Annotated in this window: 17 protein-coding genes and 1 tRNA gene; 8 read left to right on the top strand and 10 right to left on the bottom strand. The window is 72.0% G+C overall.

Translation table 11 applies throughout. From position 1 onward, the window contains the following. Positions 1–46 precede the first annotated feature (46 nt). Positions 47–1300: a histidine kinase gene (locus ACZ4WZ_RS12660; RefSeq protein ID WP_467888897.1), complete on the bottom strand. Its 1254-nt coding sequence runs from the start codon at positions 1298–1300 to the stop codon at positions 47–49. Positions 1301–1539: 239 nt separating this feature from the next. Between ACZ4WZ_RS12660 and ACZ4WZ_RS12655 the strand changes: the two genes are divergently transcribed. The 5 genes from ACZ4WZ_RS12655 (at position 1540) to pth (ending at position 5752) form a co-directional block, all read left to right on the top strand. Further along, a tRNA-Gln gene (locus tag ACZ4WZ_RS12655) sits at positions 1540–1611 on the top strand. A 108-nt stretch (positions 1612–1719) separates the two neighbouring features. Further along, entirely contained in the window at positions 1720–3168 is a 1449-nt protein-coding gene (gene glmU / locus ACZ4WZ_RS12650) for a bifunctional UDP-N-acetylglucosamine diphosphorylase/glucosamine-1-phosphate N-acetyltransferase GlmU (protein ID WP_467888895.1), read from the top strand. Positions 3169–3301: 133 nt separating this feature from the next. After that, positions 3302–4279 (top strand): ribose-phosphate diphosphokinase, encoded by a 978-nt coding sequence (locus ACZ4WZ_RS12645; protein WP_361600702.1) that lies wholly within the window; start codon positions 3302–3304, stop codon positions 4277–4279. A gap of 198 nt (positions 4280–4477) precedes the next feature. After that, positions 4478–5062, top strand: coding sequence for a 50S ribosomal protein L25/general stress protein Ctc (locus ACZ4WZ_RS12640; RefSeq protein ID WP_467888891.1), 585 nt, complete (start codon positions 4478–4480; stop codon positions 5060–5062). Between the two features lie 99 nt (positions 5063–5161). Then, positions 5162–5752, top strand: coding sequence for an aminoacyl-tRNA hydrolase (gene pth, locus ACZ4WZ_RS12635; protein ID WP_467888889.1), 591 nt, complete (start codon positions 5162–5164; stop codon positions 5750–5752). 91 nt (positions 5753–5843) lie between these two features. Here the strand turns inward: pth and ppc are convergent, their stop codons facing one another. Further along, complete coding sequence (gene ppc, locus ACZ4WZ_RS12630; protein WP_467889111.1) at positions 5844–8537, bottom strand: phosphoenolpyruvate carboxylase; 2694 nt, start codon at positions 8535–8537, stop codon at positions 5844–5846. A gap of 396 nt (positions 8538–8933) precedes the next feature. On the opposite strand from ppc, the gene ACZ4WZ_RS12625 reads away from it, so the two are divergent. Continuing rightward, positions 8934–9905 (top strand): acyl-CoA desaturase, encoded by a 972-nt coding sequence (locus ACZ4WZ_RS12625; protein ID WP_467888887.1) that lies wholly within the window; start codon positions 8934–8936, stop codon positions 9903–9905. After that, on the top strand, positions 9902–10576 hold the full coding sequence (locus tag ACZ4WZ_RS12620) for a TetR family transcriptional regulator (RefSeq protein WP_467888884.1): 675 nt from the start codon (positions 9902–9904) through the stop codon (positions 10574–10576). Before ACZ4WZ_RS12625 ends, ACZ4WZ_RS12620 begins: the two co-directional genes overlap by 4 nt. A gap of 174 nt (positions 10577–10750) precedes the next feature. Here the strand turns inward: ACZ4WZ_RS12620 and ACZ4WZ_RS12615 are convergent, their stop codons facing one another. Then, positions 10751–11146: a VOC family protein gene (locus tag ACZ4WZ_RS12615; protein ID WP_467888881.1), complete on the bottom strand. Its 396-nt coding sequence runs from the start codon at positions 11144–11146 to the stop codon at positions 10751–10753. Further along, a complete protein-coding gene (locus tag ACZ4WZ_RS12610) occupies positions 11143–12000 on the bottom strand; it encodes a trans-aconitate 2-methyltransferase (RefSeq protein WP_467888878.1) in 858 nt (285 codons plus the stop codon). The genes ACZ4WZ_RS12615 and ACZ4WZ_RS12610 overlap by 4 nt, the downstream gene beginning before the upstream one ends. Positions 12001–12146: 146 nt before the next feature. On the opposite strand from ACZ4WZ_RS12610, the gene ACZ4WZ_RS12605 reads away from it, so the two are divergent. Next, a complete protein-coding gene (locus tag ACZ4WZ_RS12605) occupies positions 12147–12644 on the top strand; it encodes a MarR family winged helix-turn-helix transcriptional regulator (protein ID WP_125603002.1) in 498 nt (165 codons plus the stop codon). Here ACZ4WZ_RS12605 and ACZ4WZ_RS12600 read toward each other — a convergent pair. The 6 genes from ACZ4WZ_RS12600 to ACZ4WZ_RS12575 all read right to left on the bottom strand — a co-directional run bounded on the left by ACZ4WZ_RS12600 (position 12603) and on the right by ACZ4WZ_RS12575 (position 21233). Next, entirely contained in the window at positions 12603–13376 is a 774-nt protein-coding gene (locus ACZ4WZ_RS12600) for a LuxR C-terminal-related transcriptional regulator (RefSeq protein ID WP_467888877.1), read from the bottom strand. The two genes, ACZ4WZ_RS12605 and ACZ4WZ_RS12600, sit on opposite strands and share 42 nt — an antisense overlap. Positions 13377–13837: 461 nt before the next feature. Further along, positions 13838–14797, bottom strand: coding sequence for a UDP-glucose 4-epimerase GalE (galE, locus tag ACZ4WZ_RS12595; protein ID WP_467888875.1), 960 nt, complete (start codon positions 14795–14797; stop codon positions 13838–13840). Between the two features lie 262 nt (positions 14798–15059). Then, positions 15060–15770, bottom strand: coding sequence for a response regulator transcription factor (locus ACZ4WZ_RS12590; protein ID WP_388939565.1), 711 nt, complete (start codon positions 15768–15770; stop codon positions 15060–15062). Between the two features lie 133 nt (positions 15771–15903). Then, entirely contained in the window at positions 15904–17565 is a 1662-nt protein-coding gene (locus tag ACZ4WZ_RS12585) for an outer membrane protein assembly factor BamB family protein (RefSeq protein WP_467888873.1), read from the bottom strand. A 41-nt stretch (positions 17566–17606) separates the two neighbouring features. Next, entirely contained in the window at positions 17607–19244 is a 1638-nt protein-coding gene (locus tag ACZ4WZ_RS12580; RefSeq protein WP_467888872.1) for a PQQ-binding-like beta-propeller repeat protein, read from the bottom strand. 189 nt (positions 19245–19433) lie between these two features. Next, entirely contained in the window at positions 19434–21233 is a 1800-nt protein-coding gene (locus ACZ4WZ_RS12575; RefSeq protein ID WP_467888870.1) for an ABC-F family ATP-binding cassette domain-containing protein, read from the bottom strand. Positions 21234–21239: the final 6 nt, after the last annotated feature.

The raw sequence follows: 21239 nt of genomic DNA, 5'->3' as shown, positions 1-21239 counted from the left end.
CCCGCCCGGCCGCCGGGCGCCGCCCGCCGGGCGCCGCCCGCCACGGCTAGCGGGCCGGCAGCACCGCCGACACCCTGAACCCGCCCCCGTCCGTCGGCCCGGACACGAACACCCCGCCCAGCCCCAGCACCCGTTCCCGCATGCCGATCAGGCCGTTCCCCCCACTGGGCAGATCGGCGCCCCGCGCCTCCCCCTCGCACGGCCCGTTCTCCACCTGCATCGCGACCTCGCCCTCCCGGTGCGCCAGCCGTACGACGACCCGCGCGCCCGGAGCGTGCTTGTGGCAGTTGGTCAGCGCCTCCTGCACCACCCGGTAGGCCGTCTGCTCCACCTCCGGGCGGTAACCGGCCCCCTCACCCCGCACCTCGACCTCCACCACCATCCCGGCCGCCCGGGACTGCCCCACCAGCGCCTCCAGCTCCCCCAGCGAAGGCCCCTCCTCCGCACCGCCCGCCGGCAGCCCCGGCCGCGGCTCGGGCACCGGCCGCTGCTTCTCCGGAGCCCGCAGCACCCCGAGCATCTCCCGCAGCTCCGTCAACGCCTGGCGCCCCATGTCACCCACCAGCGCCGCGTTGCGCACCGCCTTCACGGGATCCTTCGCCGCCACCGCCTGGAGCGCCGCCGCGTGCACCACCATCAGCGACACCCGGTGCGCCACCACGTCGTGCATCTCCCGCGCGATGCGGGTCCGTTCCTCCTGGCGCGCCCACTCGGCCCGCTCCTCGGCCCGGTCCGCCAGCAGCGACAGCTCCCGCTCCAGCGAGTCCGCCCGCTCCTGCAGGCTCTCCATCAACCGTCGCCGCGCCCCGACGTACAGCCCGAGCAGGACCGGCGGCACGGTCAGCGCCACCGCCATGAACACGGACAGCACGATCACGAGCGTGCCGTCGGCCTCCACGTCCCGGCGCGTCTGCACGTACGTCACCACGAACGTCCCGGCCAGCGACATCGCGGCCAGCGTCGCGAGGATCCGCCGCGGCACCTCGCAGGCGGCCAGCGTGTACAGCCCCACCACGCCCAGCAGGAAGCCCATCGTGGCCGGCGTGACGGCGATCCCGACCAGCACCACCGCGATCGGCCAGCGCCTGCGCAGCACCAGCGCGGATCCCGCCAGCGCCCCGAACAGCACCCCGGCCCACATCGGCACCCCGGCCTCGCGGGCCGTGGGCACCCCCTCGAAGGCGCATTCGACGGCCGACGCCACCCCCAGCCCCACGTCGAGCACGGCCGCCCGCCGCCGCTTCCACCACCAGGGCCCGTCCCGGCCCGTCCCCTCGCGCTCTTCCCCCGTACTGGTCATGCGGTCCAGCGTACGCAGCGGCCGCAGCATGCCGCCGGTCGAAAATCAAGAAGCGCGGCCCCCGGACCACTCGGAAGAATCGCCGGAAGAACACGGAGAGGAACTACCGAGGCTGCCGGGTGATTTACGGCGACCGAAGCGCCGGTATCCACCGTCGCGTCGAGGGGGCCCGGTGCGGCATAGTAGGGGCGTCCCACCCGAACCGGGAAGATCGAATGTCCGGTTTGAGTGATTAGCTATCCCCTGTGGTGTAATCGGCAGCACTGAGGTTTTTGGTACCTTAAGACCGGGTTCGAGTCCTGGCAGGGGAGCACATCACGTACGGGTCCCGGCCCAGCGGTCGGGACCCGGCCTCGTTTCCGGGCCGTGACCCCCCGCTATCCTTCACGGGTCCACCCCCGAAGCCGAAGGGCCCACCCGTGAGCGCAACCCGCCCGGCAGCCGTCGTCGTACTCGCAGCGGGTGAGGGCACCCGCATGAAGTCGGCCACACCCAAGGTTCTGCACGAGATCTGCGGGCGCTCGCTCGTCGGTCACGTGGTCGCGGCCTCCCGCGAACTGGACCCGACCCACCTCGTGGTCGTCGTGGGTCACGCCCGCGAGCAGGTCACCGCGCACCTGGCCGGCGCCGACGCCGGCGTCCGCACCGCCGTCCAGTACGAACAGAACGGCACCGGCCACGCCGTCCGCATGGCCCTCGAGGAGCTCGGCGGAACGGTCGACGGGACCGTCATCGTCGTCTGCGGCGACACCCCCCTGCTCACCGGGGAGACGCTGCGCGCCCTCGCCGCCACGCACGAGGCCGACGGCAACGCCGTCACCGTGCTCACCGCCGAGGTCCCCGACTCCACCGGCTACGGCCGCATCGTCCGCGACCCGGCCACCGGCGCCGTGACGGCGATCGTCGAGCACAAGGACGCCACCGACGCGCAGCGCGCGATCCGGGAGATCAACTCCGGGGTCTTCGCCTTCGACGGCGCGCTCCTCGCGGACGCTCTCGGCAAGGTCCGCACCGACAACAGCCAGGGCGAGGAGTACCTCACCGACGTGCTCGGCATCCTGCGCGAGGCGGGGCACCGGGTCGGCGCGGCGGTCGGCAGCGACCACCGCCAGATCCTCGGGATCAACAACCGGGTGCAGCTGGCCGAGGCGCGGGCGCTGCTGAACGCGCGCCTGCTGGAGCGGGCGATGCTCGCGGGCGTGACGGTCGTGGACCCGGCCGGCACGTTCGTGGACGTGACGGTGACGTTCGGGCAGGACGCCCTGATCCACCCGGGTACGCAGCTGCTCGGCGCGACGCACATCGGCGAGGGGGCCGAGGTCGGCCCGAACACCCGCCTGAAGGACACCCGCGTGGGCGCGGGCGCGCGGGTCGACAACACGGTGGCCGACGGCGCGGTGATCGGCGACGGGGCGACGGTCGGTCCGTTCGCGTACCTGCGTCCGGGTACGGATCTCGGCCGGAAGGCGAAGGCCGGTACGTACGTGGAGATGAAGAACGCGACGATCGGCGAGGGCACGAAGGTGCCGCACCTCTCGTACGTGGGTGACGCGACGATCGGCGAGTACACGAACATCGGCGCGGCGAGCGTGTTCGTGAACTACGACGGTGAGCACAAGCACCACACCACGGTGGGCTCACACTGCAAGACGGGTTCGGACAACATGTTTGTGGCTCCCGTCACCATCGGGGACGGCGCCTACACGGCCGCCGGCTCCGTGATCACGAAGGACGTGCCGCCCGGCGCGCTGGCCGTGGCCCGTGGCCAGCAGCGGAATATCGAGGGTTGGGTGGCCCGCAAGCGTCCCGGCAGCGCGGCCGCGAGCGCCGCGCAGTCGTCGGCGGAGAAGGACTCCGGCAGCCATTGAGGTGAACTGACCGGAAACAGGTACGTCCGGGACGGCGTACCGTGATAGGTGCACGCAATTCGGCTGGCTCACCGTGTGCGGGACGGACGCACACGGGGGCGAGCAGCTTTCACACGTCTGAGGAGACAGTGCTGTGACCGGGATCAAGACGACCGGCGAGAAGAAGCTCATGCTCTTCTCCGGCCGCGCCCACCCCGAGCTGGCCGAGGAGGTCGCGCACCAGCTCGGTGTCGGCCTCGTGCCGACCAAGGCTTTCGACTTCGCGAACGGCGAGATCTACGTCCGTTTCCAGGAGTCGGCTCGTGGCGCGGACTGCTTCCTGATCCAGAGCCACACGGCTCCGATCAATAAGTGGATCATGGAGCAGCTGATCATGATCGACGCGCTGAAGCGCGCGTCGGCACGCTCCATCACCGTGATCATCCCGTCCTACGGGTACGCCCGCCAGGACAAGAAGCACAAGGGGCGCGAGCCGATCTCGGCGCGCCTGGTCGCGGACCTGCTGAAGACCGCGGGCGCGGACCGGATCCTGACGGTGGATCTGCACACCGACCAGATCCAGGGCTTCTTCGACGGCCCCGTGGACCACCTGTCGGCCCTGCCGGTCCTCGCGGACTACGTGGGCGCGAAGGTGGACCGCACCAAGCTGACGATCGTCTCCCCGGACGCCGGCCGCGTGCGCGTGGCCGACCGCTGGTGCGACCGTCTGGACGCGCCGCTGGCGATCGTGCACAAGCGCCGCGACAAGGACGTCGCCAACCAGGTGACCGTCCACGAGGTCGTGGGCGAGGTCAAGGGCCGTGTCTGCGTGCTGGTCGACGACATGATCGACACCGGTGGCACGATCTGCGCCGCGGCCGAGGCGCTCTTCGCGCACGGCGCGGAGGACGTCATCGTGACGGCGACGCACGGCATCCTGTCGGGTCCGGCGGCCGACCGCCTGAAGAACTCGAAGGTGAGCGAGTTCATCTTCACCAACACGCTGCCGGACCCCTCGGACCTGGAGCTCGACAAGATCACGGTCCTGTCGATCGCCCCGATGGTGGCGCGCGCGGTGCGCGAGGTCTTCGAGGACGGCTCCGTGACCAGCCTGTTCGAGGAGCAGCAGTAGGCCTGACGGTCCTGCTCCGACCTCCCGCTAGATCCTTTTGGGCACGGCCTCCCCGCCGGGTACACTCGACGAGTTGCTCGGCGAGGGAGGCCGTATCCGTTTATCGGTACGGACGCTCCGTTATCGACGCGCTCTTCGTAGCAGGCCGTTTCGGCCGGGTGACCTCTGTCCGTTTTCGTCACCCCACGAGGAGTGAACATGTCCGAGATCAAGCTTTCCGCGAAGCTCCGCGACACCTTCGGCAAGGGCTCTGCCCGCCAGTCCCGCCGTGACGCCCTGACCCCGGGCGTCATCTACGGCCACGGCACCGCCCCGAAGCACGTCGGCGTCGAGGCCCACGCGCTGATGATGGCCCTCAAGACCCCGAACGCGCTGCTCTCCCTGGACATCGAGGGTGCCGGCAGCGAGCTGGTCATCCCCAAGGCCGTCCAGCGTCACCCGCTGCGCCGCAACATCCAGCACGTCGACTTCCTGATCGTCCAGAAGGGCGAGAAGGTCACGGTCGAGGTCGCCGTGGTGACCGAGGGCGACCTGGCCCCCGGCGGCAACCTGCTGGAGACCCTGCTGTCGACCATCACGGTCGAGGCCGAGGCCACCCACATCCCGACCGAGGTCACCGTCTCCATCCAGGGCCTCGAGGCCGGTGCCTCCATCCACGCCAAGGACCTGGTCCTGCCGGCCGGCACCACGCTGGCCGTCGACGGTGAGACCGCCGTCCTGCAGGTCGTCTCCCCGCAGGCCGAGGAGCCGGCCGCCGAGGCCGCCGAGGGCACCGAGGCCTGAGTCTCGCCCCACCCCCTCAGCAGTTGCTGACCGACCGCCGTCCGGCTCCACTGGAGCGGGACGGCGGTCGTTCTCGTTCACGGGCTTAAGGAGTTTTTGATGTCGGACGACGCGGCGCCGTGGCTGATCGTCGGTCTCGGTAACCCGGGGGCGGAGTACGCCGGCAACCGCCACAACATCGGTTTCATGGTGGCGGACCTGCTGGCGGAGCGGATCGGCGGGAAGTTCAAGGCGCACAAGGCGCGGGCGCAGGTGGTCGAGGGCCGGATGGGTCCGCCGGGACCGCTGAACCGGCGGGTGGTCATCGCGAAGCCGATGTCGTTCATGAACCTGTCCGGTGGCCCGGTGACGGCGCTGCGGGACTTCTACAAGGTTCCGCTGGAGCGGATCGTGGCGGTCCACGACGAGCTGGACATCGACTACGCGACGCTGCGGCTGAAGCTGGGCGGCGGGGACAACGGCCACAACGGGCTGAAGTCGATGACGAAGGCGATGGGCGCGGACTACCACCGGGTGCGGTGCGGCATCGGGCGCCCGCCGGGCCGGATGCAGGTCGCGGACTTCGTGCTGAAGGACTTCTCCTCGACGGAGCGCAAGGAGCTGGGCTGGTTCGTGGACCGGTCGGCGGACGCGGTGGAGTGCCTGGTCCAGGAGGGCCTGGAGCGCGCCCAGTCGGCCTACAACTCCTGAACTCCCGGTCCGGCGGTCTCCTGATCGCTTCCCGTGACACGGAGGAAGCCCCCGCCGGACCGGCGGGGGCTTCCTGCGCGTACGGGGCCGGTCAGCCGGTGTTGCGCAGGCCGGCGGCGACGCCGTTGACGGTGAGCAGCAGGGCCCGGGCGAGCAGCGGGTCGGGCTCCTCGCCCCGGGCCGCGGCCTGGCGCTGGCGGGCCAGCAGGGAGACCTGGAGGTAGGAGATGGGGTCCAGGTAGGCGTCGCGGACGGCGAAGGTCTGCTGGAGGACGGGCTGGGAGTCCAGGAGCTTCTCCCCGCCCGTGACGCGCAGGACCTCGCGGACGGTGAGTTCGTGCTCGGCCTCGATGCGGTCGAAGACGTGCTTGAGCTCGTCCGGGACGAGGGTGTCCACGTAGTGGCGGGCGATCCGCAGGTCGGTCTTGGCCAGCGTCATCTCGACGTTGGAGAGGAAGTTGCGGAAGAAGTGCCAGCGCTCGCCCATCTCGGTGAGGACGGTGTCCTGGCCGGCTTCGCGCAGGGCCTTGAGGCCGGAGCCGACGCCGTACCAGCCGGGGACGATCTGGCGGGACTGGGTCCAGCCGAAGACCCACGGGATGGCGCGCAGGCCGTCGAGGCCGGCGCCGGAGTCGGGGCGGCGGGAGGGCCGGGAGCCCAGGTGGAGGTCGGCGAGCTGGTCGACGGGGGTGGCCGCGAAGAAGTACGCGGGCAGGTCGGGGTCCTCGACGAGTGCGCGGTAGGCGGAGTGGGCGGCGTCCGAGACGATGTCCATGGCCGCGTCCCAGCGGGCGAGGGCGTCGTCGGACTGGCGGGGGGCGGTGTGGAGGGCGGAGGCCTGGAGGGTGGCCGCGACGGTCAGCTCCAGGTTCTCGCGGGCCAGGGACGGGACGAGGTACTTGTCGGAGATGACCTCGCCCTGCTCGGTGACCTTGATCTCGCCCTCGAGGGTGCCCCAGGGCTGGGCGAGGATCGCGTCGTGCGAGGGGCCGCCGCCGCGGCCGACGGTGCCGCCGCGGCCGTGGAAGAGGCGCAGGCGGACGCCGTGGCGGTGGGCCACGTCGCGCAGCCGGCGCTGGGCGCGGTGGATCTCCCACTGGCTGGTGGTGATGCCGCCGAACTTGCTGGAGTCGGAGTAGCCGAGCATGACCTCCTGGACGTCGCCGCGCAGGGAGACGAGGCGCCGGTAGGAGGGGTCGGCGAGCATCTCGTCGAGGATGACGTCGGCGGCGCGCAGCTCGTCGGTGGTCTCCAGGAGCGGGACGATGCCGATCTTGGCCCAGCCGGCGTGGAGGTCGAGGAGGCCCGCCTCACGGGCGAGGACGGCGGCGGCGAAGACGTCGTCGGCGCCCTGGCACATCGAGATGATGTAGGACTCGATGACCTCGGGGCCGAACTTCTCGAAGGCGTCCTTGATGGCGGTGAAGACGCCGAGGGTCTTCTGTCCGGCCGCGTCCAGGGGGGCCGGGGTGGGCGCGAGGGGGCGGCGGGAGCGCAGTTCCTTGGCGAGGAGCTTCTGCCGGTAGTCGCGCGGCATGTCGGCGTAGCGCCAGGACTCCTCGCCGAGGCGGTCGAAGAGCTGGCCGAGGGCGTGGTGGTGGGCGTCCGCGTGCTCGCGTACGTCCATGGTGGCGAGCTGGAGGCCGAAGGCGGCCAGGGTGCGGATGGTGCGGTCCATGCGGCCGTCGGCGAAGAGGGCGCCGCGGTGTTCGCGCAGGGAGGTCTGGATGAGGGTGAGATCGGCGAGGAGCTCGGCGGTGCCGAGGTAGTCGCGGCCTTCCTCGTGGGGGATGCCCTTGGCGAGGCGCTCGCGGGTGTTGAGCAGCTTCTGGCGGATGCAGGTGGCCTTGAGGCGGTACGGCTCCTCGGCGTTCAGCCGCTTGTAGCGGGGGCTGATCTCGGGGAGGCGTTCCAGGTCGGCCTGGAGGGAGGTGAGGAGTTCCTCGGTGGCTCCGGTGTAGCGGATGGAGTTGGAGAGGAGTCCGCGCAGGAAGTCGACGAGTTCGAGGGCGTCGGTGATGCCGTGCTCGTGCTGGAGGATCAGCACGTCGCGGGTGACGTCGGGGGTGACGTTGGGGTTGCCGTCGCGGTCGCCGCCGATCCAGGTGCCGAAGGTGAGCGGGCGGGTGCCGGCGGGCAGCTCGACGCCGACGCGCTGGAGCTCGGCGGCGAGGTCCTCGAGGACGTCGCCGACGGCGCCGGCGTGGAGCTCGTCGAGGTAGTAGATGGCGTTGCGGGCCTCGTCCGCGGGCTCGGGGCGCACGACGCGCAGCTCGTCGGTCTGCCAGACGAGGTCGATGTTCTCGGCGAGCCGCAGGTCGTGGCGGCGGCGGTCGCCGGCGCCGGTGACGGGCTCCTCGAGGAGGGCGGCGATGCGGCGGAGCTTGTTCAGCACGCTGCGGCGGGCGGCCTCGGTGGGGTGGGCGGTGAAGACGGGGCGGACGTTGAGGTTCTTGACCGTCTCGCGCAGGTGCTCGGGGTCGGCGTCCTTGAGCATGTCCGCGGTACGGGCGAGGAGCCCGCCCTCGGCGGCGCGGTGGGCGCGCAGCTCCTTGCCGCGGTGCACCTGCTCGGTGACGTTGGCGAGGTGGAAGTAGGTGGAGAAGGCGCGCACCAGCTTGGCGGCGGTCTCCAGGTCCGTGTCGCCGAGGAGGGCCGCCGCGGCCTCGCCGTCGGTGCGCGTCAGGGCGCGGACCCGTTCGACGAGGTCGAGGAGTTCCCGGCCCTCCTGGCGGACGAGGGTCTCGCCGAGGAGGTCGCCGAGGCGGCGGATGTCCGCGCGCAGCTCCGCGTTCGCCGTCTCCGCCGTCCGTGTCGCGGCGGCGGGGGCGGCGGGCTGGGTGACGGGGGCCTGGGCGGCCTGGTCAGCACTGCTCACAGGTGCGGCTCCTTGCAGTGTTCGAGCGCTACTGGGCTGTGGGCTCCCGGGGGTGCGCGGCCGTGCCGGTCGTGCTGCGCAGCCCGGGCTGCCCGTGCGGACCGCGCTGTCCGACGACACCAGGATAGGTGTCCCGTCCCTGTGCCCGGGCAGAGTGCCCGCCCTTTGGGCAGGCCGGGGGCCCGGCGCGCGGGTCCTGTTGCCGGGCGCGCCGCATTTGCCATACTTACGTTGCCGTAGGTTACGGCTCCGTAGGTCAGGCGCGCGCCTTACCTGCCGACTTCTCACCCCCCAGGGGACCCCATGACTCTCAGTCCCGAACTGATCGAGGACTCCTCGGCGCCTTCCGCGCCCTCCGCGACGCGCGGGGGCGAACGGAAGCGCTCCGCGGAGCAGATCGCACTGCTTCTCTTCATCACCGTGCCGTTCCTGGCGCTGCTCGCGGCGGTGCCGCTGGCCTGGGGCTGGGGGGTGACGTGGCTCGACCTGGGCCTGATGGTGTTCATGTACTTCCTGGCGTGCCACGGGATCACCATCGGCTTCCACCGGTACTTCACGCACGGTTCCTTCAAGGCGAAGCGGCCGCTGCGGATCGCGCTGGCCGTGATGGGTTCGATGGCGGTGGAGGGGCCGCTGGTGCGGTGGGTGGCCGATCACCGCAAGCACCACAAGTACTCCGACCACGAGGGCGACCCGCATTCGCCGTGGCGGTTCGGCGAGACGGTGCCGGCGCTGATGAAGGGCCTGTGGTGGGCGCACATCGGCTGGCTGTTCGACGAGGAGCAGACCGATCAGCAGAAGTACGCCCCCGACCTGGTGAAGGACCCGGCGATCCGGCGGATCAGCCGCGACTTCGTCTTCTGGACGGTGGTGTCGCTGGCGATCCCGCCGCTGGTGGGCGGTCTGGTGACGATGTCCTGGTGGGGCGCTTTCACGGCGTTCTTCTGGGGTTCGCTGGTGCGCGTGGCGCTGCTGCACCACGTGACGTGGTCGATCAACTCGATCTGTCACGCGGTGGGCAAGCGGCCGTTCAAGTCGCGGGACCGCTCGGGCAACGTGTGGTGGCTGGCGGTGCTGTCGTGCGGGGAGTCCTGGCACAACCTGCACCACGCCGACCCGACGTCGGCGCGGCACGGCGTGCTGCGCGGTCAGGTGGATTCCAGTGCGCGGCTGATCCGCTGGTTCGAGCTGCTGGGGTGGGCCTCCGACGTGCGGTGGCCGTCCGGGGCGAGGATCGACGCCCGGCGCAAGGAAGAGACGCCGAACCCGGCATGATGGGGGACGTGGCGATCGACGGCAGCAGTTCCAGCAGCGACAAACCCAGGCGAGGACGCCGGGTCCGGATGACGGGCGCCGAGCGGCGTCAGCAACTGCTGGACATCGGCCGCACCCTGTTCGCCTCGAAGGGTTTCGAAGGCACGTCGGTGGAGGAGATCGCGGCCAAGGCCGGGGTGTCCAAGCCGGTGGTGTACGAGCACTTCGGGGGCAAGGAGGGGCTGTACGCGGTCGTCGTGGACCGCGAGATGCGCCAGCTGCTGGACGGGGTGACGGGCGCGCTGACGGCCGGGCATCCGCGGGAGCTGCTGGAGCAGGCGGCGTTCGCGCTGCTGGACTACATCGAGAACTACACGGACGGTTTCCGGATCCTGGTGCGGGATTCGCCCGTGGCGCAGTCGACGGGCACCTTCGCGTCGCTGATCAGTGACATCGCCACGCAGGTGGAGGACATCCTGGGGCTGGAGTTCAAGGCCCGGGGCTTCGATCCGAAGCTGGCCCCGCTGTACGCGCAGGCGCTGGTCGGGATGGTGGCGCTGACGGGCCAGTGGTGGCTGGAGACGCGGCGGCCCAAGAAGGCCGAGGTGGCGGCGCACCTGGTGAACCTGGCCTGGCACGGGCTGGAGAACCTGGAGGCGAAGCCGCGGCTGGTGGGGCACCGCAAGAGCTGAGCGCGTACGGGCGGCCCGCGACGGCGCCCCGTCACCGGATGTTCCCGGTGACGGGGCGCCGTCGCGTCGTGCGGTCCGCGGCCGTGCGGGGCGGTGCAAGCCCGTGCCGTGCGGCGTGCGGGCCGTGCGGGTCCGGGGCGGCGGGCGGCCCGCCGGTCTTCGGCCCGCCGGCCGTCAGCCCGCCGGCGGCCCGCCGGCCCCGGGGGCGTGCGGTTCCAGGAACTCCAGCCGGTTGCCGACCGGGTCGTGGGAGTAGAAGCGGCGGTGGCCCGGCAGGTCGTCGTCCCAGACGACGTCTGCGCCGCGCTCGCGGAGTCTGTCCGCGTACTCCTCGATACCGGTCACCCTCAGCCCGGGGTGGGCCTTGCGGGCGGGCCGGAAGTCGTCCTCCACGCCGAGGTGCAGCTGGACGCCTCCGGCCGCGAACCAGCAGCCCCCGCGCGCGGCGAGGACGGGCGGTTTGGAGATCTCCCGCATGCCGAGGACGTCTTGGTAGTACGCGCGCAGCGTGTCCTCGGATCCGGGTGGGGCGGCGAGCTGTACGTGGTCGACGGCGGTCAGCACGGTCATGCCTCCTTGTGGGCGACGGCGAAGATCCGGCGGAACGGGAAGACGGTGCCCCGGGGGCCCGGCGGGTAGGCGGCGCGCAGGATCTCGCGGTACTCGGCGAGGAAGCGGTCGACGGCCTCGCGGTCGTCGCCGAGGGCGGTGAGGACGGGCCGCAGCGCGGTGCCCTTGACCCAGGCGAGGACGGGGTCGGTGCCCTGGAGGAGCTGGGAGTACGTGGTCTCCCAGACGTCGACGGCGCAGCCGAGCTCGGTGAACCGGGCGAGGTACTCGGCGGGTTCGAGCAGGTGGATGTAGCGCGCCCCGAGCCCGGCGAGGCGGTCGTGCCAGCGCGGGGTGTCGCACAGTTCGGCGAGCAGCCGGTGGCTGGGGGCGGTGAAGTTGCCGGGGATCTGGAAGGCGAAGGTGCCGCCGGGGCGCAGACCGTTGATCCAGGCGGCGAAGGAGCCGGGGTGGCTGGGCACCCACTGGAGGGCCGCGTTGGACACGATCAGGTCATAGGTCTCCTCGGGCATCCAGTCCGCGAGGTCGGCGGGGCGGAAGTCGATCCGGCCGCCGCCGGGGGTGGGGCCCGCGTAGTCGGCGGAGGCCCGCTGGAGCATCTGCGGGGAAAGGTCGAAACCGGTGATGCGGGCCTCGGGCCAGCGGTCGGCGAGGAGGGCGGTGACGTTGCCGGGGCCGCAGCCGAGGTCGGCGATGCGGGGGGCGCTGGTGGGGAGCTCGGGTATGCGGTTCATCAGGTCGAGGAAAGGGCGCGTGCGGTGGCCGGCGTGGTGGAGGTACTGCTGGGGGTCCCAGACGGGTGCGGAGCCGTCGCGGGGGTGGGTGCGCACGGCCGGCGCGATATCGGAATGCATGTTCGAGCCTCCCTACTCGTGGGGCGATCGGAAGCGGAAGCCGTTCCGGCCACGTCCATGCCCCATGCTTGGCCGGACTATATCTCGATGTCAAGATTCTTGATCCGAAGAGACTTCACGTCGACAGACCCCGTACACTGATCGGCATGGAGGACGAGGTCGACCGACTGGTCGCGGCATGGCGGCGAGAGCGCCCTGACCTCGACGTGGAACCGCTCGAAGTGCTCAGCCGCGTCAGCCGGCTCGCGCGCCACCTCGACCGGGCCCGCAGGCTCGCCTTCTCCGAGCACGGCCTGGAACCGTGGGAGTTCGACGTGCTCACCTCGCTGCGGCGCGCGGGCGCGCCGTACCAGCTCTCCCCCGGACAGTTGCTGACGCAGACGCTCGTCACCTCCGGCACCATGACCAACCGCATCGACCGGCTCGCCAAGAAGGGCCTCGTCGAGCGGCTGCCCGACCCCAGCGACCGGCGGGGAGTGCTGGTCCGGCTGACCCCCGAAGGACGCGACCGCGCCGACCAGTCCCTGGCGGGACTGCTGGCCCAGGAACGCGCCATCCTGGCCCAGCTCTCCACGACGCAGCGGGGCGAGCTCGCCGGTCTGCTACGCCAGTTGACCGCTCCGTTCGACAACATCCCCGGCTAGCTCCGCGGGACGTACGCCGGCCCGCCGGGCCAGCGCCACGGCGGCCAGGGTGGAGTGCACCCCGAGCTTGCCCAGCACGTTCTGCATGTGGGTGCGCACGGTGTGCGGGGACAGGAACAGCCGCGCGGCCACGTCCTTGCGGCCCAGGCCCGCGACCATGCAGCGCAGCACCTCGTGCTCGCGCGGGGTGAGGGACTCCACGAGCCGCTCGCTGTCCGTACGGTGCTTGCGGGCGGCCGTCAGCTCCCGCAGCACCCCGGTGAGCAGCGCGGGCGGCAGGTGGGTCTCCTCGCGCAGCACCCCCCGGATCACGGCCAGCAGGCGCGAGAGCGAGCAGTCCTTCGCCACCCACCCCGACGCCCCCGCCTGCAGGGCGAGCGCGGCCCGGCGCGGATCGTCGCGTTCGGCGAGGACCACGGTGCGCACGCCGGGGTGCGCGCCCCGTACCCCGGCGACGAGGGCGATCCCGTCGGCCGGCGGGGCCGGGCCCGAGCCCGCTTCGCGCTGGCCCGGCAGGGCCTGCGGCGCGGCCGCGCCGGCGCCGAGGTCGGCGTCGACGAGCAGTACGTCGTAGCGGCGGCCTTCGGCCACCGCGCGCTCGAGGCAACGCGAGGCCGCCGGACCGCTGCCGGCCGCGGACACGTCCACGTCCGGCTCGGCCGCGAGCGCGGCCGCCAGAGACTCGGCGAAGATGCGGTGGCCATCGACCACCAGGACCCGGATGCGAACCACAAAACCCCCAAGGGTCGGGGAACGGACGACTACGGGTACGGCGCCCGGCCGGGTGGGCCACACGCCCGCGGCCGCCGCCGCGACATCTGTGCACTACCCCGGACCGAACGCCGTACCCGGCGTGTCTCGACCCCTGAAACAACGCCGGCCCCCACCGGTGTCACGCATCAGCGTAGAGGGGGCGGCGTCCTGCGGTTGGCCGAATAGCAGAAGTTTTTCGCCCCGTTTTCCAGCGGGGCGGTCCGCAACCGCCTTCGCGGTGGCTTGTTTTCGTCTGTCCGGAGGGCTCGGGAGGCGGATTTTCCGACCGGCGCGTGCCGCGGGCAGTTGCACGGGGTGCATTTCACCCGGCGTACGCACGCCGGGCGCCCGCGTGCGGCGCCTGCGGCCCGCGCCCGGCCCTTACGCGTGCGCCCCCCGCGCCGTCGGGCTGCGGGGGGCGCACGGGAGGAGCCGGAGCGTCAGGAGCGCTGCTCGCGGGCGAAGTTCCAGGCGTCGGTCACGATGTTGGTGAGGTCCGAGCGGGTGGGGGTCCAGCCGAGGCGCTCGTGCGCCGTGCGGGCGGAGGCGACGAGGACCGCGGGGTCTCCGGCGCGGCGCGGGGCGACCACCTCGGGGATCTCCCGGCCGGTGACCTTGCGGACCGTCTCGATCACCTCGCGGACCGAGAAGCCGCTGCCGTTGCCGAGGTTGCAGACCAGGTGCTCGCCCTCGGCCGCGACGCGCAGCGCCGACAGGTGGGCCTCCGCCAGGTCGGCGACGTGGATGTAGTCGCGGACGCAGGTCCCGTCGGGGGTCGGGTAGTCGTCGCCGAACACCGAGATGGCCTCGCGCTCGCCGAGGGCGACCTGGAGCACCAGCGGGATGAGGTGCGTCTCGGGGTCGTGGCGCTCGCCGAACTCCCGGTAGGCGCCGGCCACGTTGAAGTAGCGCAGCGAGACCGCCGCGAGGCCGTGCGCCGCGCACTCCCCCGCGATCATGTGGTCGACGGCCAGCTTCGAGGCCCCGTACGGGTTGGTCGGCGCGGTCACCGAGGTCTCCGTCAGCACCCCGCCGGCCGGCTCGCCGTAGGTGGCGGCGGTGGAGGAGAAGACGAGCCGGCGCACCCCGGCCTCGCGCATCGCGGTCAGCAGGGCGAGGGTGCCGCCGACGTTGTTGTCCCAGTACTTGCCGGGGTTCACGACGGACTCGCCGACCTGCGAGGAGGCCGCGAAGTGCAGCACCGCGTCGTAGGAGGCGTCCAGGTGGTCGGCGGCGTCCTGGATCCGGCCGTTGATCAGGGTGGCGCCGGCGGGGACGCCCTCGGCGAAGCCGGTGGAGAGGTTGTCGAGGATGGCCACCTCGTGTCCGGCCTCCAGCAGATGGGCGGCCACGACGCTGCCCACGTATCCGGCACCGCCGGTGACCAGGTACTTGCTCACTCGCACTCCTACATCTCGCGGAAGCACGCGGATGCGCGTGCCCTGGTGACTGGCTTACCGGATTCCGCGCTTCCGGGGAAATCGCGGCCGTTCGAATACCGTACCCGGACGGCCGGGACCGGCCCGCGTCCGGCCGGGCGGGGCCGGGAGGGCCGGGGGAACCCCGTCGCGCCGGGCTCGGGCCGCGGGCGGCCCGGGCGAAGGCCCCCGGAGGGCCAGGGACGGCCCCCGGGAGCCGGGCGGCGGCCACCGCGCGGCGGGCTCAGCCCTCGGACGGCTCCCCGGGCCCCTGCGGCCGCTGCCGCGCGGGCAGCGCGGCCCGGTCCAGCAGCCCGGTACGGGCGGCCAGCGCGGCGGCCTCCAGCCGCGAGCCCACGCCGAGCTTCATCAGGACCCGCTGCACGTGCGTACGGGCCGTGCTCGGCGCGATGGCCATGCCGGCGGCGATGAGCCGGGTGTCCTCGCCCTCCGCGACCCGGACCAGTACCTCCGCCTCGCGCGGGGTCAGCAGCCGCAGCAGCCGGCCGGCCTCGTCGTCGGGCTGCGCGGCGGGGTTGAGGAGCTCCGCGAAGGCGCCCTGGAGCAGTTGCGGGGCGATCGCGACCTCCCCGGACCGGGCCTTCGCCAGGGCCCGCTCGACGCCTTCGATGCGCTCGTCCTGGCGGACGTACCCCGAGGCCCCGGCGGCGAAGGCGGCGGCTATCCCGCGCGGGCTCGGGACGGGGCCCAGGACCACCACGGCGATCTGCGGGCGCTCGCGCTTGATCCGCACCACCGGCTCGAAGACGCCGGGCTCCGCCGGGGTGGCGGTGCCGAACAGGCACACCTCCGGGGCGCGGCCGATGACCAGCTCGGCGGCGCCGGCCGCCGGTGCCGCCGCCGCGAGCACGCGGTGCCCGCGCAGTTTCAGGGCCGAGGCGAGCGCCTCGGCCAGCAGCCGGTGCTCGTCGACCACCACGACCCGTACGCCCATCAAGGCTCCCACCCCAGATCCATCTGACCCGGCAAGCTACACGCTTGTTCGACGGGGCGTGCCGGTTACCGTGCGAAAGCCCCCGATCGGTGGGTACCGTCCGGGGGCTTTCGGCGGGGGGCGGGGCCCGGTGTCAGTTCGCCGCGAAGGAGACGAAGAGGTACTCGGGGGTGGACTTCTCGGAGTACGGCTTGCGCACCGTGGTACGGGAGATGAACAGGCGCCCGTTGTGGTAGCGGTACTCGGAGTGGTCCTTCGAGAAGCCGGTCTCCATGCGCTGGCTCGCCTTCTCGACCGGGTTCTGCATCAGCAGGGTCTCCTTCATCGTCTTGCCGTCGATGCTGACGACCTGGCCGCCCCCGTCGTACGGGGGCACCTTGTAGGCGATGATGTTCGACCCGTCCATGCGCAGCGGGAACATGGTGTACCGCTCGCCCGCGTCGGCGCGGTCGCTGGTGGCCTTGCCGGTCTCCAGGTCGAAGGAGACGATCTCGTTGGTGCGGCCGACGGAAGCCGAGCCCTGGTGCTCGTACGACGGCAGGTAGACCTTGCCGTTGCCGACGACCATGCTCGAGCACTGCTCGACCTCGGTGGCGGGGCACTTGGGTGCGTAGCTGCCGGCGGCGAGGCCGATACGGGTCTTGAGCTGGCCCGCGTCGTCGACGACGAAGAGGTCGCTGACGTTGGTGGCGTTCTTGGCGGTGTTGCCGACGTTGGCGGCGACGATGAGCGGCTTGGTGGAGATGATGCCGGCCCACTCGATGCCGGCGGACAGCTTGTACTGGTACTTCGGCGCGCCGGTGGCGGGGTCGAGGGCCTGCGCGTACAGGGTCGGGCTGGAGCCGCGGCCGCACTTGCGCAGGGCGGCGAGGGCCTCGCCGCCGGCGTAGCCGAGGTCGTAGCAGCCTTCGCCGTCGGTCTTCGGGGTCCACAGGGACTTGCCGTCGGTGAGGTTCCAGGCGGCGCCGCCGTACAGGCCGCCCGCGGCGACGGTCTGGCCGCTGATGGTGACCTCGCTGAAGGCGACCGGCTTGTCGCCGCCGGTGGCGGACTTGGCGGTGGCGGACCAGAGGAGCTTGCCGGTGTTCAGGTCGAGGACGCCGACCTGGGTGCACTGGGGGTACTTCTTCTCGTTGGTCGCCATGCCCTCCTCGAAGAGGATGGCGGTCTTGTTGTCGCTGATGTGCTTGGTGGCGCCGCAGACGTTGGCGGGGAGCGGGAGTTCCCACTTCTTGCCGCCGTCGACCAGGTTGTAGCCGACGACCTTGGCGACGTCGGACTTGGCGTAGGTGGTGTCGGTCAGCCAGGAGCCGTCGACGGAGACCACGTCGGCCGGGGCCGGGCTGGGGACGTTGACCAGCGACTTCGACTTCGGGTTGGAGGGGACCTTCTCGCTGCCGGGTGTGCCCGCGGGGCCGCCCTTGTCGCCTTCGGGCGAGCCGCTGGCGCCGTTCGCGGTGGGCTGGGCCCCGCCGTCGTCGCCGGAGACGTACCAGAAGCCGCCGCCGATGATGAGGGCCATGGCCAGTACGGCCGCGCCGACGATCGCCAGCTGGTTGCGCTTGTCGTTGCCGCCGCCGGGGGCGGCGTACTGCGGCTGGGCCGGGGCCTGGAGCGTGTTCGGCTGCTGCGGGTAGCCGTAGCCCTGCTGGGCCTGGGGCTGCGGGTAGCCGTAGCCAGCCTGGGGGGCCGGGACCGTGGGCGGCTGGGCCGGGGGCTGCGGGGGGCCGGGCGGCGGCGGGGGGCCGCCGAAACCGCCGGAGGGCGGCTGGCTGGGGGGCGGCGGGGTACTCATCGCTTGCTACTGCCTCTCGGTGGGACGCTCGGTGGACTCGTTCACTTGCCGAAGACCATCAGGAGCCTCTCCTCCTGGCCGTTGCCGGTCAGCGAGGCGGCGGAGGTGATGAACCGGCCGTCCTCGAAGGCCCGCCGCCCGTTGGAGAGGAAGGAGCCCTCGACCTTCGCGGCGGGACCGGACGGCATGCGCAGCAGCACCTTGGGCTCGCCGCCGGCGGCGGGCACGGAGAGGATCTCACCGGGCTCGTCGCGCAGGCCGGCGCGGTAGACGGTCAGCTGTCCGTTCGCGGCCTTGAGCGGGTGGAAGACGCGCTTGTCACCGGCCGCGCGGCGCCACTTGGCCTTGCCGGTCGCGAGGTCGAAGGCGACGACCTCGTTGTTGGTGCCCTTGTCCGTCAGCGTGTTCAGGTAGAGCGTGTCGCCGTCGACGGCGGAGGCTCCGCAGCCCTGGAGGTTGTCGCTGCTGCCGGCGCCGCAGTTGACCTGGAAGTTCCCCTCGGCGGCCATGCTGGAGCGCTTCTTGCCGTCCGGGGTCAGGGCGATGACGGCCCGCTCCTTGGTCTCGCGGTTGCCGATGTCGAGGACGATCGGGGAGACGGAGTAGACGCCGGTGACCCGCCAGCCCTTGGGCAGCCGGTAGGACCAGGTCTTCTTGCCGGTGACCGGGTCGGCGTCCTGCACCTCGATGGTCTTGTCGGCGTCCATGCACAGGGCGATGCCGAGCATCTTGCCGTTGCCGGCGGCGTACTGGCTGGGCTGGCAGCCCTCGGGGCCGCTGCCGGCGAAGAGCTTCTCGCCGGTGCTGACGCGGTAGGCGCTGGTGGCGGCCATCCGGTTGACGGCGACGGTGTCGCCGGTGAGGGCCAGCCCGACGTCGACGCCGCCCCCGTCGAAGAGGTTCTCCTTGTCGACCGGCTTCGTCCAGCCCTCCTTGCCCGCCTTGAGGTCGATCAGCTTCATCTGGTTGCAGTCGGCGTTGGACCCGTCGCCGTCCTTGACGACGACGACGGTCTTGCCGTCGGCGGTGGTCTGGTCGGTGAGCCCGCAGATCTCGGCGCGGACGTCGACCTTCCACTTCTCCTTGCCGTCGGTGACGGCATAGCCCACGACGGACTTGTCGATCGTCTTGACGACGGTGTCGCCCACGACCCACTGCCCCTGCGTCGGGATGCCGGCCCCGGGACCGGTGAGCTTGGCCGTCTTGAACCACATGACCTTGTCCTCGCCGGGCTTGCGGCCCGCGTTGAGGTCGGTCTGGTCGGCGCCGCCGTTGCCGCTGCCGTCGCCCTTGTCCACGGACGGGGAGCCCGAGGGCTTGGGGTCGGCGGGCGTCGAGCCCTGCGCGACGGGCGTCTTGGGGCCGTCGTCACCGCCCAGGAAGGCGAAGTAGGCGCCGGTGCCCAGGACGAGGACACCCGCGACCGCCGCCGCGACGACGACCGCGCCCTTGCGCCGGCCCGGTCCGCCCGGTGCCGGCGGGCCGGGGGGCATGCCCGGCCCGGGCGGGAAGCCGTACCCGCCGTGCTGGGCCAGCGGCTGCGGCACCGTCGGCGGCTGCTGCGCGTACGGGTTGGCGCCCTGCGGCGGGTAGCCGTAGCCCTGCTGCGGCGGCCCGGGCAGGTGACCGTAACCGGAAGGGGACGGCGGCTGGTTCGGCGGCTGGGGCGGCTCGGTCATCAGCGCATACCTTCGGGTTCGGGCGGTGGGGGCGGTCCGGGGGACCGACGAAGAACCGACCCTTTCTATCACCCGTGGCCGACACGCAACGGGCCGGTCGCACCCCTGTTCCCAAGGGAGGACCGGCCCGTGACACGGCCGTTATCCGTCCGGACGGCGTTTTCCGGGGGCCGCGGGGCGGCGCCGGACTCAGGCCTCTTCGGCCAGTTCCAGCCAGCGCATCTCCAAGTCGTCGCGCTCGGAGATCAGTTCCCGCAGCTCCGCGTCGAGCTTGGCGACCTTGTCGTAGTCGGTGGAGTGCTCGGCGATCTGCGCGTGCAGGCTCGTCTCGCGGTCCGACATCTTGTTGAGCTGGCGCTCGATCTTCTGGAGCTCCTTCTTCGCGGCGCGCGAGTCGCCCGAGGCCGTCGACTTGACGGCGGCGGCCGGGGCCGGCGCCGGGGCGGCGGCCTCGATCATCCGCCGGCGGCGCTCCAGGTACTCGTCCAGGCCGCGCGGCAGCATCCGCAGGCTCGCGTCACCGAGCAGGGCCATCACCGTGTCGGTGGTGCGCTCGATGAAGAACCGGTCGTGGGAGATCACGATCATCGAGCCGGGCCAGCCGTCGAGGAGGTCCTCCAGCTGGGTGAGGGTCTCGATGTCGAGGTCGTTGGTGGGCTCGTCGAGGAAGAGGACGTTCGGCTCGTCCATCAGCAGGCGCAGGATCTGCAGCCGGCGCCGCTCACCGCCGGAGAGGTCGCCGACCGGCGTCCACTGCTTCTCCTTGGTGAACCCGAACTGCTCGCACAGCTGCCCCGCCGTCATCTCGCGGCCCTTGCCGAGGTCGACGCGGTCGCGGACGCGCTGGACGGCCTCCAGGACGCGCAGCGAGGGGTCGAGCTCGCCGACCTCCTGGGAGAGGTAGGCCAGGCGCACCGTCTTGCCGACCGTGACGGAGCCCTCGGCGGGCTGCACCTCGCCCTGGGTGCGGGCGGCCTCGGCCAGGGCCCGCAGCAGGGAGGTCTTGCCGGCGCCGTTGACGCCGACCAGACCGACGCGGTCGCCCGGGCCCAGGTGCCAGGTGAGGTGCTCGAGCAGGGTCTTGGGACCGGCCTTGACGGTGACGTTCTCCAGGTCGAAGACCGTCTTGCCGAGGCGGGCGTTGGCGAACTTCATCAGCTCGGACTTGTCGCGCGGCGGCGGCACGTCGGCGATCAGCTCGTTGGCGGCCTCGATGCGGTAGCGGGGCTTGGAGGTCCGGGCGGGGGCGCCGCGGCGCAGCCAGGCCAGCTCCTTGCGCATCAGGTTCTGCCGCTTGGCCTCCTCGGTGGCGGCGATCCGGTCGCGCTCGGCGCGGGCGAAGACGTAGTCGCTGTAGCCGCCCTCGTACTCGTAGACGGAACCGCGCTGCACGTCCCACATGCGGGTGCAGACCTGGTCGAGGAACCAGCGGTCGTGGGTGACGCAGACGAGGGCGGAGCGGCGGGCCTGGAGGTGGCCGGCCAGCCAGGAGATGCCCTCGACGTCGAGGTGGTTGGTGGGCTCGTCGAGGACGAGGAGGTCCTGGTCGGCGATGAGCAGCTTGGCGAGCGCGATGCGGCGGCGCTCGCCGCCGGAGAGCGGGCCGATGACGGTGTCGAGGCCCTGGCCGAAGCCGGGCAGGTCGAGGCCGCCGAAGAGCCCGGTGAGGACGTCGCGGATCTTGGCGTTGCCGGCCCACTCGTGGTCGGCCATGTCACCGATGATCTCGTGGCGGACGGTGGCGGACGGGTCGAGGGAGTCGTGCTGGGTGAGCACGCCCATCTGCAGGCCGCTGTTCTGGGTGACCCGGCCGGAGTCGGGCTCCTCCAGCTTGGCCAGCATCCGGATGAGGGTGGTCTTGCCGTCGCCGTTGCGGCCGACGACGCCGATCCGGTCTCCCTCGGACACGCCGAGGGAGATGCCGTCGAGCAGGGTACGGGTGCCGTACACCTTGCTGACTGCCTCGACATTGACCAGATTGACGGCCATCAGACG

This window comes from Streptomyces sp. NPDC029122 (genome assembly GCF_055569445.1).
This window is presented reverse-complemented; position numbering and strand designations above follow the sequence as displayed.

Bases quoted from the DNA above. Each gene is read 5' to 3' on its own strand.
- ACZ4WZ_RS12615 (WP_467888881.1), bottom strand. From the start codon at position 11,146: ATGACCGTGCTGACCGCCGTCGACCACGTACAGCTCGCCGCCCCACCC.
- ACZ4WZ_RS12585 (WP_467888873.1), bottom strand. From the start codon at position 17,565: ATGAGTACCCCGCCGCCCCCCAGCCAGCCGCCCTCCGGCGGTTTCGGC.
- ACZ4WZ_RS12590 (WP_388939565.1), bottom strand. From the start codon at position 15,770: ATGGGCGTACGGGTCGTGGTGGTCGACGAGCACCGGCTGCTGGCCGAG.
- ACZ4WZ_RS12620 (WP_467888884.1), top strand. From the start codon at position 9,902: ATGATGGGGGACGTGGCGATCGACGGCAGCAGTTCCAGCAGCGACAAA.
- ACZ4WZ_RS12610 (WP_467888878.1), bottom strand. From the start codon at position 12,000: ATGCATTCCGATATCGCGCCGGCCGTGCGCACCCACCCCCGCGACGGC.
- ACZ4WZ_RS12580 (WP_467888872.1), bottom strand. From the start codon at position 19,244: ATGACCGAGCCGCCCCAGCCGCCGAACCAGCCGCCGTCCCCTTCCGGT.
- ACZ4WZ_RS12660 (WP_467888897.1), bottom strand. From the start codon at position 1,300: ATGACCAGTACGGGGGAAGAGCGCGAGGGGACGGGCCGGGACGGGCCC.
- ACZ4WZ_RS12575 (WP_467888870.1), bottom strand. From the start codon at position 21,233: ATGGCCGTCAATCTGGTCAATGTCGAGGCAGTCAGCAAGGTGTACGGC.
- ACZ4WZ_RS12625 (WP_467888887.1), top strand. From the start codon at position 8,934: ATGACTCTCAGTCCCGAACTGATCGAGGACTCCTCGGCGCCTTCCGCG.
- ACZ4WZ_RS12640 (WP_467888891.1), top strand. From the start codon at position 4,478: ATGTCCGAGATCAAGCTTTCCGCGAAGCTCCGCGACACCTTCGGCAAG.
- pth (WP_467888889.1), top strand. From the start codon at position 5,162: ATGTCGGACGACGCGGCGCCGTGGCTGATCGTCGGTCTCGGTAACCCG.
- ACZ4WZ_RS12605 (WP_125603002.1), top strand. From the start codon at position 12,147: ATGGAGGACGAGGTCGACCGACTGGTCGCGGCATGGCGGCGAGAGCGC.